Origin of the sequence: Allohoeflea poritis (assembly GCF_027889715.1) — a bacterium.
Taxonomy (GTDB): Bacteria; Pseudomonadota; Alphaproteobacteria; order Rhizobiales; family Rhizobiaceae; genus Hoeflea_A; species Hoeflea_A poritis.
Genome location: NZ_JAPJZH010000001.1, coordinates 152,337 through 166,638, shown reverse-complemented (window position 1 = coordinate 166,638; position 14,302 = coordinate 152,337). Strand labels below are relative to the sequence as shown.

The following is a 14,302-nucleotide window of genomic DNA, read 5'->3' as shown; positions in this document are numbered from 1 at the left end:
TCTACCGGAACAGGTGCACCATCCCCATCGAAACGACAGGGATATAGGTGACGGCAAGAAGAGCGGCGATGGCCGCGAGATAAAGGTGAGCCATATTGCGGGCGATCGAAAGCACCCCGACCCCGGAGATCCTGGACGCCACGTATAGCGTGGCTCCGACAGGCGGCGTGAACAGGCCGACCGCGACATTGCAGGTCATGATTACGCCGAGATGCACGGGGTCAACGCCGAAGGCCTTCGCGGTCGGCAGGAACAGTGGCGCGGTCAAAAGGATGGCCGGCACCGGATCGAGCACAAGCCCGAGGATAAGAAGGACGATGTTCACAAGAAGCAGGAACATCCACGGGCCACTTGAGAACTCCTGGACGAAGCCGACCAGGATCTGCGGCATCTGTTCCAGTGTGATCAGCCAACCAAGGACCGTTGTCGCGCCGATGACCACCATGACGACCGAACTCGTGACGAAGGAATCAACCAGCAGCCGGGGCAGGTCCCGCAGTTTGAAATCGCGATAGACGACCGTGGTGACGAAGAGGCCATAGACGACGGCAAGCGCGGCGGACTCGGTCGGCGTGACCCAGCCGGTGAATATCCCCCCGAGAATGAGCACCGGCATGAAGAGCGCCGGGGCAGTGCCGATAAAGGAACTGGTCAGCTCCTTCAGTGTCGTGGTACGCCCGCCCGGATCGCAATTGCTCGTCTTTCCGACATAGTAGCAAACGGCCATGAACATGGCGCCGAAGAGGATGCCCGGGATCATGCCGCCGAGAAATAGGTCCGCGACCGAGACATTGCCGACGAAACCGTAGATCAGCATCGGAATGGAGGGAGGAATGATAATTCCGATTGTGCCGGCCGCGGCGACAAGCCCGGCCGCAAATGCGGTGTTGTATCCTTCCCGGGACATGTTTTTGATCATGACGGAGCCGATCGCCGCACTGTCGGCGATTGCTGATCCCGAGATGCCGCCGAAGATCATTGACGCACCGACGACGACCATGCCGAGGCCACCGGCCATGAAGCCGAAGGCGGCTTTTGCAAAGCCGATGATGCGCAACCCGACACCGCCTCGGCTCATCATCTCGCCCGCGACGATGAAAAGCGGGATCGCAAGGAAGTGGTTCGGCTCGACCCCGCCTATGAAGTTGAGGAACAGCGCCTGCAGCGGGTAGCCGAGATCGAAAACGATGATCGGCAGCACGGCGGTGATGAGGATCGCCCAGACCAGGGGAATGCCGAGAAAGACTGTGGTCAGAAACACCGCGACGACGAAGAGCAGAATCATGACAGTGCCTCGCCGCCGTCCGAATGGCTTCCGTGTGGAATGACCGGGTTCCGGATATCGAACGCCATGTTGTAGAGATGAAAAATCAGGCTCAGCGCCATACCTGCCGGCATGGACGCGTAGAGAAGACCGACGGGCCAGTAGAGAACGGTCGTCTTCTGCGCCCAGGTATGAACCGAGATATTGTATCCGGTGTAGATCAGGCTGATGAGCAGAACGACGATGATCGCATCGATTGCGATGGAAAGAACCCTTTTTCCGGTGAGCGGCACAAGCTGCTCGACGATTTCGGTCACACGCATATGCGCGCCACGGGCCATAGCCGCTGCGCAGCCGATGAATGTGCTCCAAAGCAGCAAAAAGCTGGTGACTTCCAGTGACCAGGCAAGGTCAAAGCCCGCAAACCCGCGGAGCCAGGCGTTGCAGAACACCAGCGTTACGATCGCGAAGCCGGCCAGCATCAGGCACGCGTCAACCAGGTGGCTAAGCCAGCGCAGCGCGGCCGGATAATGATCTCGGTAATCCAACGGTCTTCTCTTCCTGAAATGGACCGGAGCCGATCGGGCTCCGGTCAGTTGACGCTCAATTTGCGCGCTATTCCATCAGTTCTGTGCCGGGAGTGCCTCACGGATGGATGCGGCGTCTGAAAGAATGTTGTCGACGGCTTCCGCGCCGTAAACATCCTTGGCTTTCGCATAGACCGGCTGAACGGCTTCGCGGAAAGGTTCGATGTTCGGAACGCTGACCTTGGCACCGTCCCCGGTCATCTGCGCCAGCTGGCTGTCGACGGAGTTCTTTACGAGGTTCCGGCTGAAGGCAGCGGATTCAGCGGCCGCTTTCAGGACAGCTTCCTTGTCTTTGTCGGAGAAAGACTGCCAGGTTTTTTCCGCAACCGTCAGGGGCAGCGGGCTGTAGACGTGGCGTGTCAGCGTGATGTACGGCGCAACTTCGTAAAACCGCAGGGAATTGATGGTGTCGACCGGGTTTTCCTGGCCGTTCACAATGCCCTGCTGGATCGACAGATAGACGTCGGTAATCGGCATGACGACGGTTTGGAACCCGATGGCTTCCATGGACCAACGGATCATGTCGTTCGGAAACACCCGCATCTTCATGGATTGAGCGTCTTCAGGAGAGGCAAGCGGCTCATTTGTCGTGAAACTGCGGAAGCCGGCTTCCCAGGTTGACAGCACCCGGAAGCCCTTTTCCGGAAGTCGGTTGAACTCGCCCTGCAGCCACTCGGAATTGTCGTAAAGCTCCCAGCCTTGTTCATAGGTGTCGACCAGGAACGGCATGGCTGTCAGGTTCAATGTCGGCAGATGTGTTGCATAGCTGCCCGTCGCGGACACGGTGAAATCGATACCGCCAAGCTGGAGCATTTCGATCGCTTTTGGATCGTTTGCCAGTTGTCCGGACGGGAAAATCTGAACCTCATACCGGCCGTCGGTGTATTCGGCGACTTTTTCGGCGAAGAGTTCCGCGGCCGCCTGCCGCGACCCGCCGGGATTGTCGGTGTGACTGAAGCGCAGGGTTTCGGCTGCAATCGCACTGCCGGCGCTGGCGACGACGATAGCCGCGCTCAACAGTAGGCGATGCAGGCATTTCTTATCTAGCATGTTGGATTCCTCCCACGATCGGATATTGGTTTGCATAAAACTACACATGTAATTTCGTATACATTATACAATCCCTTGTCAACTTGACGGATGTCGACTAATAATAAAGAGGAACCGGGCACTGCCGCTGAGGGCAGGGAATGTGGTCCGGCCGATCTCTTCAAAACCGAACAGGTGGGGGGAATTTCATGAAAGAAGGCGGTGAAGCCTTGCGCGTTGCCTGCTTCGGAGCTGGCTATTTCGCCCGGTTTCACTACGAGGTCTGGAGATCACTACCGCGTGTCAGGCTCATCGGCGCGTGCGACAAGGACCGCGAAAAAGCTGAAGCTATCGGCGTGTCCGCGTTCGACGATCTTGCAACGATGCTGAAGATGACCAGTCCTGATGTCCTGGATATCATAACACCGCCTGAGACGCATCTGGAGGCGATCCGGGCCACAGTCGCGCACGGCGCCAGGGCAATCATCTGCCAGAAACCCTTTTGCAGTTCGCTGGCCGAGGCAAGAGAGGCTGCGGACATTGCAGAGGCCGCCGGTGCTCTCCTTGTTGTCCACGAGAATTTCAGGTTCCAGCCCTGGTACCGTACGATAAAACAGGCACTCGATGACGGGCTCATCGGAGATCTGTTGCAAGTGACGTTTCGCCTGCGCACGGGAGATGGGCAAGGGCCACAGGCCTACCTGGACCGGCAGCCTTATTTCCAGAAGATGCCGAGGCTGCTTGTTCGCGAGACGGGTGTTCACTGGATCGACACATTTCGCTATCTGCTCGGAGAACCGGAAGCGGTCTATGCGGATTTGAGAAAACTCAACCCGGTCATCGAGGGCGAGGATGCGGCCTTTTTCATCTTCGAATATCCCAATGGGGTCAGGGCACTCTTTGACGGTAACAGGCTGCTTGACCACGCTGCGGAAGATTGCCGCACGACGTTGGGTGAAGCGCTGGTGGAAGGGACGGGAGGAACGCTTTCCCTTTCGGGGGATGGTAGCGTTCGCATGAGGCGTTTCGGCTCACATGAGGAGAAGGTGTTGCTGGCCGCCAGAAACTGGAAAGGCTTCGGCGGTGACTGCGTCAAGAATCTGATATGTCACGTTGTCGACGGACTCATCGACGGAACGCCGCTGGAAAACGAGGCAAGAGACTATCTCAAGGTGATTGCAATTGAAGAAGCGATTTATGAGTCGGATCGCCAGGGGAAGAAAATCCGGGAGTTTGAACGTGCTTGAGGCACCGAAACCGAAGACCATCACGACGCGGGCGATGGAGCAGATCCGTCAGCTGATCTTCGACGGCGAGCTTGCAGCAGGTTCCGACCATCTCGAAAGCGAACTCGCGGACCGGCTCGGCATGTCGCGGACGCCGGTCCGCGAGGCGACCTTGATGCTGGCCCAGCAGGGGCTGCTTGAGGTGCGGCCCAGAAAGGGTGTTCGCATTGCAACGCTTTCGCTGAAGGACATGGAAGAAATCTATGCGGTTCTGACCGAGCTGGAGAGCCTTGCAGCCGAAGAGGCCGCATTAAAAGGGTATTCCGAAGAGGATCTCGCGACCCTTCAGCAGGCGATCGAGGCAATGGAAGAAGCGCTTGCCCGCGAGGACAGGGAAGCCTGGGCCGTGGGTGACAATGCCTTTCACGAAGAGCTTGTTCGCCTCGGCGGCAATTCACGAGTTGAGACGATCGTCTCCATGATGGCCAATCAGGTGCGGCGCGCCCGCGCCATGACGCTCTATATCCGGCCCTTGCCGGTCAAATCCAACGAAGATCATCGCGCTGTTTATGACGCGATCAGGCGAGGCGATGCGGCCGCGGCACGCGAGCGGCACAGAAGCCATCGCCGCCATGCCAGGGAAGTGCTGATCGAGCTGCTCAAGAAGCACAAATTGTATCAGCTTTGAGCTCGCCGAATTCGGCAGCGCAATTTAATCGCTCGAAGCGCTAAAGCTGGATGATGGCGATCTCGCCTTCGAGGGCGCCTTGAAATGCCGAAGCGTGCGGCTCTTCATCCGGCATGCCGTCCATCACGCCGATCTGGTCGAGTTCGGCTTCCTCGTAGCCTTCTTCCGCCAGCGCGTTGAGCGCGGTGCGCACCGCCGTGTCGTCGTCGGGCGCGGCAAGCAGGATATGCACGTCGATCGGATCATCGTCCTTCTGTTCGAAGACACGCCCGATGATGACGAAGACATTGCGATCCTCGTCGGCCTCTTGGTCCGTTGAATTCATGGCGGATCGCCTTTCTCGGTCGGGACTGCTGATTCCCTGATTCCCGGTATCACGGCCGGGCAGGAGATTGTGCGCCACATGTGCGCCTGCGGGCGGGAATCTGCAAGAAAAATCGCTTCTGGAGGTGGCCACGTGAAGGCTTTCTGGTCTAAACGTTGTTCTTATCGTCCTGCGGCCCATAATATTTGCCGGAACCACTTGACGGCATCCCGGCAAATAAGTATCTAGCGGCCACCAGAGCCGATGTGGGGCTGGCTGGTTCGGGATGACTCGTCCTGAAGTTCGCTCCAGACACGGTTCTTACTGCACGTTGATGAAAATGCTGCATGCATGACACGGTGACATCGTGTCCTCTGCGATTTTGGGGGCAAACCGCCAATGGCGGGTTTGCCCATTTGCGCATGCATTATACGTGCAGGGAGCGCCCGCAAGGGCATATGCAAGGTTTTGTTTAAAAGGAAGGTTGAATGCCTACCGTAAACCAGCTGATCCGCAAGCCGCGCCAGGCGCCGGTTAAGCGAAACAAGGTTCCGGCCCTCGAGGCCAACCCGCAGAAGCGTGGTGTGTGCACCCGCGTCTACACGACGACTCCGAAGAAGCCGAACTCGGCCCTGCGGAAGGTCGCCAAGATTCGCCTGACCAACGGCTTCGAAGTCATCGGCTATATCCCCGGCGAGGGGCATAACCTTCAGGAGCACTCCGTGGTGATGATCCGCGGCGGTCGCGTGAAGGACCTTCCGGGTGTGCGCTATCACATTATCCGCGGCGTTCTCGATACACAGGGCGTCAAGGACCGCAAACAGCGCCGCTCGAAATACGGCGCCAAACGTCCGAAATAGGAAACGGTTCGGATCTTGGCGCAGGGGCGTCTCGGATCCGACGGCAGTTGAGAGACTAGAGCATGTCCCGACGTCACAGAGCAGAAAAACGCGAGATCAACCCGGATCCCAAATTCGGCGATCTGGTGATCACCAAATTCATGAACGCCATCATGCTGGACGGCAAGAAGTCCGTCGCCGAGAGCATCGTCTATGGCGCATTCGATGTCATCGAAGAAAAGACCAAGCAGGAACCCGTGGGAACCTTCCACTCGGCACTCGACAATGTCGCGCCGCAGGTTGAGGTCCGCTCCCGCCGCGTCGGTGGCGCCACCTACCAGGTTCCCGTCGATGTTCGTCCCGAGCGCCGTCAGGCCCTGGCGATCCGCTGGCTGATTAGCGCTGCACGCAACCGCAACGAAACCACCATGGTCGAGCGCCTGTCCGGCGAACTCATGGATGCCGCCAACAATCGCGGCAGTGCGGTCAAGAAGCGTGAGGACACGCACAAGATGGCCGACGCGAACCGCGCGTTCTCGCATTATCGCTGGTAACCGGTCGCACACGACATTTGCACTGAAAGGCACTGAAATGGCCCGCGAATACGCAATTGAAGACTACCGAAACTTCGGCATCATGGCGCATATCGACGCCGGCAAGACGACGACGACCGAGCGCATCCTGTACTACACGGGTAAGTCGCACAAGATCGGCGAAGTTCACGACGGTGCGGCCACCATGGACTGGATGGAGCAGGAACAGGAGCGTGGTATCACCATCACCTCCGCCGCCACGACGACCTTCTGGAAAGGCCGTGACGGCAATATGCGTCGCTTCAACATCATCGACACGCCCGGACACGTCGACTTCACCATTGAGGTCGAGCGTTCCCTGCGTGTTCTCGACGGTGCCGTGGCCCTGCTCGATGCCAATGCCGGCGTTGAGCCGCAGACCGAAACGGTCTGGCGCCAGGCCGACAAGTACAACGTTCCGCGCATGATCTTCTGCAACAAGATGGACAAGATCGGCGCCGACTTCTTCCGTTCGGTCGAGATGGTCGGATCGCGCCTCGGCGCAACGCCTGTCGTCATGCAGCTGCCGATCGGCGCTGAGAGCGACTTCAAGGGTGTCGTCGACCTGATCGAGATGAACGCACTGGTGTGGCGCGATGAATCGCTCGGCGCCCAGTGGGACGTCGTGGAAATTCCGGACGACCTGAAGGATCAGGCCGAAGAATACCGCGAAAAGCTGATCGAGACGGTTGTCGAAATCGACGAAGCCGCAATGGAGTCCTATCTGGAAGGCAACATGCCCTCCAATGATGAGATCCGTGCGCTTGTCCGCCAGGGTACCACCAATGTGGACTTCTTCCCGATGTTCTGCGGCAGTGCCTTCAAGAACAAGGGCGTGCAGCCGCTGCTCGACGCAGTGGTCGATTACCTTCCGAGCCCGGTCGATATCCCGGCCATCAAGGGCATCGACGTCAAGACTGAAGAAGAAATCAGCCGCAAGGCGTCCGACGACGAGCCGCTTTCCATGCTCGCCTTCAAGGTCATGAACGACCCGTTTGTCGGCTCGCTCACCTTTGCCCGCATCTACTCCGGCTCCATTGAAAAGGGCTCGTCGGTGATGAATACGGTCAAGGAAAAGCGTGAGCGTATCGGCCGCATGCTGCAGATGCACTCCAACAGCCGTGAAGACATCGATGTTGCCTATGCCGGTGACATCGTCGCTCTGGCCGGCCTCAAGGAAACCACGACGGGCGACACGCTCTGCGATCCGCTGAAGCCGGTTATCCTCGAGCGCATGGAGTTCCCCGAGCCGGTCATTCAGATCGCCATCGAGCCGAAGACCAAGGGCGACCAGGAAAAGATGGGCATCGCGCTCAACCGCCTGGCAGCCGAAGACCCGTCCTTTCGCGTCAAGTCGGACGAGGAATCCGGTCAGACCATCATCGCAGGCATGGGCGAGCTTCACCTCGACATCCTCGTTGACCGTATGAAGCGTGAATTCAAGGTCGAGGCCAATATCGGCGCGCCGCAGGTCGCCTACCGCGAGACCATCACCCGCGAAGCTGAAGTGGACTACACCCACAAGAAGCAGTCCGGTGGTTCGGGTCAGTTCGCCCGCGTCAAGATCATCTTCGAACCGAACCCCGATGGTGAGGAATTCGAATTCGTATCCAAGATCGTCGGCGGCGCCGTTCCGAAGGAATACATCCCGGGTGTCCAGAAGGGTATCGAAAGCGTTCTTTCGTCCGGACCGCTGGCCGGCTTCCCGATGCTGAGCGTCAAGGCGACCCTCATCGATGGCGCCTACCACGATGTGGACTCCTCGGTCCTGGCCTTTGAGATCGCTTCCCGTGCAGCCTTCCGCGAAGGCGCACAGAAAGCCGGCGCTCAGTTGCTTGAGCCGATCATGAAGGTCGAGGTCGTAACGCCTGAGGAATATGTCGGCGATGTCATCGGCGACCTGAACTCGCGGCGCGGTCAGATCCAGGGGCAGGAAGTGCGCGGTATCGCCGTTGTCATCAACGCCCATGTGCCGCTGGCGAACATGTTCAAATACGTGGACAACCTGCGTTCCATGTCACAGGGCCGCGCCCAGTACACGATGCAGTTCGACCACTACGCACCGGTGCCCTCCAACGTGGCACAGGAAATTCAGGAAAAATACGCCTGATCGCGGATCGAATAGAAGACAGATTGAATTGTCCCTCTACGGGGCCAGGAAAATGGAGAGCCGAAAATGGCTAAAGGCAAGTTTGAACGAAATAAGCCGCATGTTAACATTGGCACGATTGGTCACGTTGACCATGGCAAGACGTCATTGACGGCCGCGATCACGAAGTTCTTCGGGGACTTCAAGGCCTATGACGAGATTGACGGGGCGCCTGAAGAGCGTGCGCGCGGCATCACCATTTCGACGGCGCATGTTGAATATGAGACGGATGCGCGTCACTACGCCCATGTCGACTGCCCGGGCCATGCGGACTATGTGAAGAACATGATCACCGGCGCCGCGCAGATGGACGGCGCGATCCTGGTTGTTTCGGCGGCCGACGGTCCGATGCCGCAGACCCGCGAGCACATCCTGCTTGCCCGTCAGGTCGGTGTTCCTGCGATTGTGGTTTTCCTCAACAAGGTCGACCAGGTCGATGACGAGGAGCTTCTTGAGCTTGTCGAGATGGAAGTGCGTGAGCTTCTGGACACCTATGAGTTTCCGGGCGACGACATTCCGATCGTCAAGGGTTCGGCGCTTGCTGCGCTTGAAGACAGCAACAAGGAGATCGGCGAGGATGCGGTTCGCGAGCTGATGGCTCAGGTTGACGCCTACATCCCGACGCCCGAGCGTCCTGTTGACCAGCCGTTCCTGATGCCGATCGAGGACGTGTTCTCGATTTCCGGCCGTGGCACGGTTGTGACGGGCCGTGTCGAGCGCGGCATCATCAATGTCGGCGACGAGATCGAGATTGTCGGCATCCGCGACACGACGAAGACGACGTGCACGGGCGTTGAGATGTTCCGCAAGCTTCTGGACCAGGGCCAGGCCGGCGACAATATCGGCGCGCTGCTTCGCGGTGTTGACCGTGACGGCGTGGAGCGTGGCCAGGTTCTTTGCAAGCCTGGTTCCGTTACGCCGCACACGAAGTTCAAGGCTGAGGCCTACATCCTGACGAAGGAAGAGGGTGGCCGTCATACGCCGTTCTTCACCAACTACCGTCCGCAGTTTTATTTCCGCACGACGGATGTGACGGGTGTTGTGACGCTTCCGGAAGGCACCGAGATGGTGATGCCCGGGGACAATGTGACGGTTGACGTTGAGCTGATCGTTCCGATTGCGATGGAAGAGAAGCTCCGCTTCGCCATCCGCGAAGGCGGCCGCACCGTCGGCGCCGGCATCGTCGCAAGCATCACGGAATAAGCAGACAACAGCGCAAACGCGCCGGATAAAACCGGCGCGTTTTGCAACTCCGGCGGTTGCGATCCGCAAACAACGAGAATTGGACTGGATTTTCAGTCCGTGAACTAAGGATTAAGTCGAATGAACGGCCAGAATATCCGTATCCGCCTGAAGGCGTTTGATCATCGGATTCTCGATGCCTCCACGCGTGAAATCGTGTCGACGGCCAAGCGTACGGGCGCCAGTGTGCGCGGACCTGTTCCGTTGCCTACGCGAATTGAAAAATTCACGGTCAACCGGTCGCCGCACATCGACAAGAAGAGCCGCGAGCAGTTCGAGATGCGCACCCACAAGCGTCTTCTCGACATCGTCGACCCGACACCCCAGACCGTCGATGCGCTGATGAAGCTCGACCTGGCGGCCGGCGTAGACGTGGAAATCAAGCTTTAACGAGCAGTCTGTGGGGCCGGTTGCGAAAAACCGATACGGGACCTTCGCGCAAGACCGGACCCAAACTTCGACAAGGACGAACCAATGCGTTCAGGTGTAATTGCAAAGAAAGTGGGAATGACCCGGGTCTACAATGACGCCGGCGAGCATGTTCCGGTGACCGTTCTGCGGCTCCAGAACTGCCAGGTTGTTGCCCAGCGTACGGAAGAAAAGAACGGCTACACCGCAGTTCAGCTCGGTGTCGGCATCGCCAAGGCCAAGAACACGACAAAACCGATGCGCGGCCATTTTGCTGCTGCCAAGGTGGAGCCGAAAGCCAAGCTTGCCGAGTTCCGCGTCAGCGAAGACAATATGCTCGACGTCGGTGCCGAGATCACCGCCGAGCACTTTGTCGCCGGACAGAAGGTCGACGTGACCGGAACGTCTGTCGGTAAAGGCTTTGCCGGTGCCATGAAACGGCACAATTTCGGCGGTCTTCGCGCCTCGCACGGTGTTTCGATCTCGCACCGCTCGCACGGTTCGACCGGTCAGTGTCAGGATCCGGGCAAGGTCTTCAAGGGCAAGAAAATGGCCGGTCACATGGGTAATACCCGGGTGACCACCCAGAACCTGGAAGTCGTTTCGACAGATGGTGACCGCGGTCTGATCCTCGTGAAGGGCGCTGTCCCCGGTTCCAAGGGTTCCTGGATCATCGTCAAGGACGCAATCAAGGCTCCGGTGCCGGCAGATGCGCCGAAGCCGGCAGGTCTGCGCGCCGCTGCCGCGGCCGAAGCAGCACCGGCCGCAGAAGCCAGTGAGGGAGCCGAGTAATGGATCTCAAAGTAACAACCCTCGAAGGCAAGGCTGCCGGCAAGGTAAACCTGTCCGAGACCGTATTCGGTCTCGAGCCGCGCCAGGACATCCTGCAGCGCATGGTTCGCTGGCAGCTTGCCCGCAAGCAGCAGGGTACGCACAAGACCAAGGGCCGTTCGGAAATTTCCCGCACCGGCGCCAAGATGTTCCGCCAGAAGGGAACCGGCCGCGCACGCCATTCCTCGGCACGCGCACCGCAGTTCCGCGGCGGCGGCAAGGCCCATGGCCCGGTCGTCCGCAGCCATGAGCACGGCCTTCCGAAGAAGGTGCGCGCCCTCGCGCTGCGCCACGCGCTTTCGGCAAAACTGCGTGACGAGGACCTGATCATCGTCGACGAGATCGCCACGAAGGAAGCAAAGACAAAAGCGCTGAGCGGATCGCTGGAAAAGCTCGGCCTTTCCAATGCTCTGTTCATCGGCGGCGCCGAGCTCGACAGCAATTTCAAACTGGCGGCGCGCAACATACCCAATATTGATGTGCTGCCGGTCCAGGGCATCAATGTTTACGACATTCTGCGCCGTGGCAAGCTGGTGCTTTCCAAGGCTGCTGTCGAAGCTCTCGAGGAGCGGTTCAAATGACGGATCTTCGCCACTACGACGTGATTACCTCGCCGGTGATCACTGAAAAATCGACCCTCGTGTCGGAGCAGAACCAGATCGTTTTCAACGTCGCAAAGACAGCGACGAAGCCGGAAATCAAGGCGGCTGTCGAAGCTCTGTTCGGCGTCAAGGTCAAGGCCGTGAACACGCTCGTCCGCAAGGGCAAGGTCAAGCGGTTCCGTGGCCGGCCAGGTCGTCAGAGCGACGTCAAGAAAGCGGTCGTGACACTGGTCGACGGTGAATCCGTTGACGTCACCACCGGTCTTTGACGGCTAGCCCAAAGGAAAGAAGAAGCAAATGGCACTGAAATCTTTCAAGCCGACGACGCCGAGCCAGCGCCAGCTGGTCATTGTCGATCGCTCCGGCCTTCACAAGGGCAAGCCGGTCAAGGCGTTGACCGAGGGCCTGTCGGCAAAGGGCGGCCGCAACAATACCGGTCGCATGACCGTCCGTCATCGCGGTGGCGGCCACAAGCGCACCTATCGCATCGTTGACTTCAAGCGTCGCAAGTTCGACGTCGAAGGCACGGTCGAGCGCCTGGAATACGACCCGAACCGCACGGCGTTTATCGCGCTGGTCAAATATGACGACGGCGAACTGGCTTATATCCTGGCGCCGCAACGGCTGTCCGCTGGCGACAAGGTGATTGCCTCGCAGTCCGCCGTTGACGTCAAGCCCGGCAACACCATGCCGCTTCAGTCGATGCCGGTTGGCACCATTGTCCACAACGTGGAAATGAAGCCCGGCAAAGGCGGTCAGATCGCACGTTCGGCCGGAACATATGTCCAGCTCGTTGGACGCGACCAGGGCATGGCCATCCTGCGGTTGAACTCCGGTGAACAGCGTCTGGTTCCGGGCAGCTGCCTGGCGACGGTCGGCGCTGTATCCAACCCGGACAACGCCAACCGCAACGACGGCAAGGCCGGTCGTTCGCGCTGGCTCGGCAAGCGCCCGACGGTCCGCGGTGTTGTCATGAACCCGATCGACCACCCGCATGGTGGTGGTGAAGGACGCACCTCCGGCGGCCGCCACCCGGTCACCCCTTGGGGCAAGCCGACCAAGGGCAAGCGTACGCGGTCCAACAAGTCGACCGACAAGTTCATCATGCGCTCCCGCCATCAGCGCAAGAAGTAAGAGAGGAAGTCTCAAGTGGCTCGTTCAGTTTGGAAAGGTCCGTTTGTTGACGGCTATCTGCTCAAGAAGGCGGAGACGGTTCGTGAAAGCGGCCGCAACGAGGTGATCAAGACGTGGAGCCGCCGCTCCACCATCCTGCCTCAGTTCGTCGGCCTGACATTCGGTGTCTACAACGGCAGCAAACATATTCCGGTTTCGGTGTCCGAAGACATGGTCGGACACAAACTCGGTGAATTTTCCCCGACCCGTACCTATTACGGTCACGGAGCGGACAAGAAAGCGAAGAGGAAGTAGCAATGGGCAAGGCCAAGGCCGAGCGCCGGCTAAAGGACAACGAGGCAAAAGCGGTTGCCCGCACGATCCGCGTCAGCCCGCAGAAGCTCAATCTTGTGGCTGCGATGATCCGCGGCAAGAAGGTCGAGCGCGCTCTGGCGGATCTGGAATTCTCGCGCAAGCGTATTTCGGAAACCGTCAAGAAGACGCTGGAATCCGCGATTGCCAACGCTGAAAACAACCATGATCTCGACGTCGACTCGCTGGTCGTCGCCGAAGCCTATGTCGGCAAGTCGATCGTCATGAAGCGTTTTCACGCCCGCGGCCGCGGTCGCGCATCGCGCGTCGAAAAGCCGTTCTCGCACCTGACAATCGTCGTGCGTGAAGTCGAGGAAAAAGGGGAGGCCGCGTAATGGGTCAGAAGATTAATCCGGTCGGCCTTCGCCTCGGCATCAACCGTACCTGGGATTCGCGCTGGTTCGCCGAGAAGGGCGAATATGGCGATCTGCTTCAGGAAGACCTGAAGATCCGCGATTACCTGACGCAGGAGCTCAAGCAGGCGGCCATTTCCAAGGTCGTTATCGAGCGCCCGCACAAGAAGTGCCGTGTTTCGATCCATTCCGCACGCCCCGGCCTCATCATCGGCAAGAAGGGCGCGGATATCGAGAAGCTGCGCCGCAAGCTGTCCGTGATGACCAACTCGGAAACGCACCTCAACATTGTCGAGGTTCGCAAGCCCGAGGTTGATGCCACGCTGGTCGCCCAGTCGATCGCCCAGCAGCTCGAGCGCCGCGTCGCGTTTCGCCGGGCCATGAAGCGTGCCGTTCAGTCGGCCATGCGTCTGGGCGCCGAAGGCATCCGTATCACCTGCGGCGGCCGTCTCGGCGGCGCGGAAATCGCCCGCACGGAATGGTACCGCGAAGGCCGCGTTCCGCTTCACACGCTGCGTGCCGATATCGACTACGGCACCGCCGAAGCGCACACTGCCTATGGCGTCTGCGGCATCAAGGTCTGGATCTTCAAGGGCGAGATCCTTGAGCACGACCCGATGGCCTCGGAACGCCGTGCAACGGAAAATGACAATCAGGGCGGTGGCGGACGTCGTCGCGAAAACGCGTAGACATCCGCGCGGTAAGTCAGTTCGGAGAAAAACA

Annotated in this window: 18 protein-coding genes; 14 read left to right on the top strand and 4 right to left on the bottom strand. The window is 59.3% G+C overall.

The window, feature by feature from the left end; translation table 11 throughout:
• Position 1 precedes the first annotated feature (1 nt).
• The 3 genes from OOZ53_RS00810 to OOZ53_RS00800 all read right to left on the bottom strand — a co-directional run bounded on the left by OOZ53_RS00810 (position 2) and on the right by OOZ53_RS00800 (position 2,901).
• Entirely contained in the window at positions 2-1,285 is a 1,284-nt protein-coding gene (locus tag OOZ53_RS00810) for a TRAP transporter large permease (RefSeq protein WP_271087383.1), read from the bottom strand.
• A complete protein-coding gene (locus tag OOZ53_RS00805; RefSeq protein ID WP_271087382.1) occupies positions 1,282-1,812 on the bottom strand; it encodes a TRAP transporter small permease in 531 nt (176 codons plus the stop codon). The genes OOZ53_RS00810 and OOZ53_RS00805 overlap by 4 nt, the downstream gene beginning before the upstream one ends.
• Before the next feature lie 75 nt (positions 1,813-1,887).
• Positions 1,888-2,901, bottom strand: coding sequence for a TRAP transporter substrate-binding protein (locus tag OOZ53_RS00800; RefSeq protein ID WP_271087381.1), 1,014 nt, complete (start codon positions 2,899-2,901; stop codon positions 1,888-1,890).
• Positions 2,902-3,041: 140 nt separating this feature from the next.
• On the opposite strand from OOZ53_RS00800, the gene OOZ53_RS00795 reads away from it, so the two are divergent.
• Positions 3,042-4,127, top strand: coding sequence for a Gfo/Idh/MocA family protein (locus OOZ53_RS00795; RefSeq protein WP_271087380.1), 1,086 nt, complete (start codon positions 3,042-3,044; stop codon positions 4,125-4,127).
• Positions 4,120-4,794, top strand: coding sequence for a GntR family transcriptional regulator (locus tag OOZ53_RS00790; protein WP_271087379.1), 675 nt, complete (start codon positions 4,120-4,122; stop codon positions 4,792-4,794). The genes OOZ53_RS00795 and OOZ53_RS00790 overlap by 8 nt, the downstream gene beginning before the upstream one ends.
• A 40-nt stretch (positions 4,795-4,834) precedes the next feature.
• Here the strand turns inward: OOZ53_RS00790 and OOZ53_RS00785 are convergent, their stop codons facing one another.
• Positions 4,835-5,119: a transcriptional regulator gene (locus OOZ53_RS00785; RefSeq protein ID WP_271087378.1), complete on the bottom strand. Its 285-nt coding sequence runs from the start codon at positions 5,117-5,119 to the stop codon at positions 4,835-4,837.
• Between the two features lie 467 nt (positions 5,120-5,586).
• Here OOZ53_RS00785 and rpsL point away from each other — a divergent pair, with 467 nt between their 5' ends.
• The 12 genes from rpsL to rpsC all read left to right on the top strand — a co-directional run bounded on the left by rpsL (position 5,587) and on the right by rpsC (position 14,268).
• The gene (gene rpsL / locus OOZ53_RS00780) at positions 5,587-5,958 is read left to right on the top strand and encodes a 30S ribosomal protein S12 (RefSeq protein ID WP_136661774.1); all 372 of its coding nucleotides are present in this window, start codon (positions 5,587-5,589) and stop codon (positions 5,956-5,958) included.
• 62 nt (positions 5,959-6,020) lie between these two features.
• On the top strand, positions 6,021-6,491 hold the full coding sequence (rpsG, locus tag OOZ53_RS00775) for a 30S ribosomal protein S7 (protein WP_271087377.1): 471 nt from the start codon (positions 6,021-6,023) through the stop codon (positions 6,489-6,491).
• Between the two features lie 37 nt (positions 6,492-6,528).
• Positions 6,529-8,619 (top strand): elongation factor G, encoded by a 2,091-nt coding sequence (fusA, locus tag OOZ53_RS00770; protein ID WP_271087376.1) that lies wholly within the window; start codon positions 6,529-6,531, stop codon positions 8,617-8,619.
• 66 nt (positions 8,620-8,685) lie between these two features.
• Positions 8,686-9,861, top strand: a complete 1,176-nt coding sequence (tuf, locus tag OOZ53_RS00765) for an elongation factor Tu (protein WP_271087375.1) — start codon at positions 8,686-8,688, stop codon at positions 9,859-9,861.
• A 120-nt stretch (positions 9,862-9,981) separates the two neighbouring features.
• On the top strand, positions 9,982-10,290 hold the full coding sequence (rpsJ, locus tag OOZ53_RS00760) for a 30S ribosomal protein S10 (RefSeq protein ID WP_003547547.1): 309 nt from the start codon (positions 9,982-9,984) through the stop codon (positions 10,288-10,290).
• Positions 10,291-10,374: 84 nt separating this feature from the next.
• Positions 10,375-11,100 carry a 50S ribosomal protein L3 gene (gene rplC / locus OOZ53_RS00755; protein ID WP_271087367.1) on the top strand — a complete coding sequence of 242 codons (726 nt, stop codon included), beginning with the start codon at positions 10,375-10,377 and terminating at the stop codon, positions 11,098-11,100.
• Positions 11,100-11,720 carry a 50S ribosomal protein L4 gene (gene rplD / locus OOZ53_RS00750; RefSeq protein WP_271087366.1) on the top strand — a complete coding sequence of 207 codons (621 nt, stop codon included), beginning with the start codon at positions 11,100-11,102 and terminating at the stop codon, positions 11,718-11,720. The genes rplC and rplD overlap by 1 nt, the downstream gene beginning before the upstream one ends.
• A complete protein-coding gene (locus tag OOZ53_RS00745; RefSeq protein ID WP_271087365.1) occupies positions 11,717-12,010 on the top strand; it encodes a 50S ribosomal protein L23 in 294 nt (97 codons plus the stop codon). The genes rplD and OOZ53_RS00745 overlap by 4 nt, the downstream gene beginning before the upstream one ends.
• A gap of 28 nt (positions 12,011-12,038) precedes the next feature.
• Positions 12,039-12,875, top strand: coding sequence for a 50S ribosomal protein L2 (rplB, locus tag OOZ53_RS00740; protein WP_271087364.1), 837 nt, complete (start codon positions 12,039-12,041; stop codon positions 12,873-12,875).
• A gap of 15 nt (positions 12,876-12,890) precedes the next feature.
• A complete protein-coding gene (gene rpsS / locus OOZ53_RS00735; RefSeq protein WP_271087363.1) occupies positions 12,891-13,169 on the top strand; it encodes a 30S ribosomal protein S19 in 279 nt (92 codons plus the stop codon).
• Between the two features lie 2 nt (positions 13,170-13,171).
• Positions 13,172-13,561 (top strand): 50S ribosomal protein L22, encoded by a 390-nt coding sequence (gene rplV / locus OOZ53_RS00730; protein ID WP_271087362.1) that lies wholly within the window; start codon positions 13,172-13,174, stop codon positions 13,559-13,561.
• On the top strand, positions 13,561-14,268 hold the full coding sequence (gene rpsC, locus OOZ53_RS00725; protein WP_271087361.1) for a 30S ribosomal protein S3: 708 nt from the start codon (positions 13,561-13,563) through the stop codon (positions 14,266-14,268). The genes rplV and rpsC overlap by 1 nt, the downstream gene beginning before the upstream one ends.
• Positions 14,269-14,302 lie beyond the last annotated feature (34 nt).

What these genes read in the sequence shown, in the direction of transcription:
- OOZ53_RS00810 (WP_271087383.1), bottom strand. Translation starts at nt 1,285, where the DNA reads ATGATTCTGCTCTTCGTCGTCGCGGTGTTTCTGACCACAGTCTTTCTC.
- OOZ53_RS00800 (WP_271087381.1), bottom strand. Translation starts at nt 2,901, where the DNA reads ATGCTAGATAAGAAATGCCTGCATCGCCTACTGTTGAGCGCGGCTATC.
- OOZ53_RS00795 (WP_271087380.1), top strand. Translation starts at nt 3,042, where the DNA reads ATGTGGTCCGGCCGATCTCTTCAAAACCGAACAGGTGGGGGGAATTTC.
- OOZ53_RS00785 (WP_271087378.1), bottom strand. Translation starts at nt 5,119, where the DNA reads ATGAATTCAACGGACCAAGAGGCCGACGAGGATCGCAATGTCTTCGTC.
- rpsL (WP_136661774.1), top strand. Translation starts at nt 5,587, where the DNA reads ATGCCTACCGTAAACCAGCTGATCCGCAAGCCGCGCCAGGCGCCGGTT.
- rpsG (WP_271087377.1), top strand. Translation starts at nt 6,021, where the DNA reads ATGTCCCGACGTCACAGAGCAGAAAAACGCGAGATCAACCCGGATCCC.
- fusA (WP_271087376.1), top strand. Translation starts at nt 6,529, where the DNA reads ATGGCCCGCGAATACGCAATTGAAGACTACCGAAACTTCGGCATCATG.
- tuf (WP_271087375.1), top strand. Translation starts at nt 8,686, where the DNA reads ATGGCTAAAGGCAAGTTTGAACGAAATAAGCCGCATGTTAACATTGGC.
- rpsJ (WP_003547547.1), top strand. Translation starts at nt 9,982, where the DNA reads ATGAACGGCCAGAATATCCGTATCCGCCTGAAGGCGTTTGATCATCGG.
- rplC (WP_271087367.1), top strand. Translation starts at nt 10,375, where the DNA reads ATGCGTTCAGGTGTAATTGCAAAGAAAGTGGGAATGACCCGGGTCTAC.
- rplD (WP_271087366.1), top strand. Translation starts at nt 11,100, where the DNA reads ATGGATCTCAAAGTAACAACCCTCGAAGGCAAGGCTGCCGGCAAGGTA.
- OOZ53_RS00745 (WP_271087365.1), top strand. Translation starts at nt 11,717, where the DNA reads ATGACGGATCTTCGCCACTACGACGTGATTACCTCGCCGGTGATCACT.
- rplB (WP_271087364.1), top strand. Translation starts at nt 12,039, where the DNA reads ATGGCACTGAAATCTTTCAAGCCGACGACGCCGAGCCAGCGCCAGCTG.
- rplV (WP_271087362.1), top strand. Translation starts at nt 13,172, where the DNA reads ATGGGCAAGGCCAAGGCCGAGCGCCGGCTAAAGGACAACGAGGCAAAA.
- rpsC (WP_271087361.1), top strand. Translation starts at nt 13,561, where the DNA reads ATGGGTCAGAAGATTAATCCGGTCGGCCTTCGCCTCGGCATCAACCGT.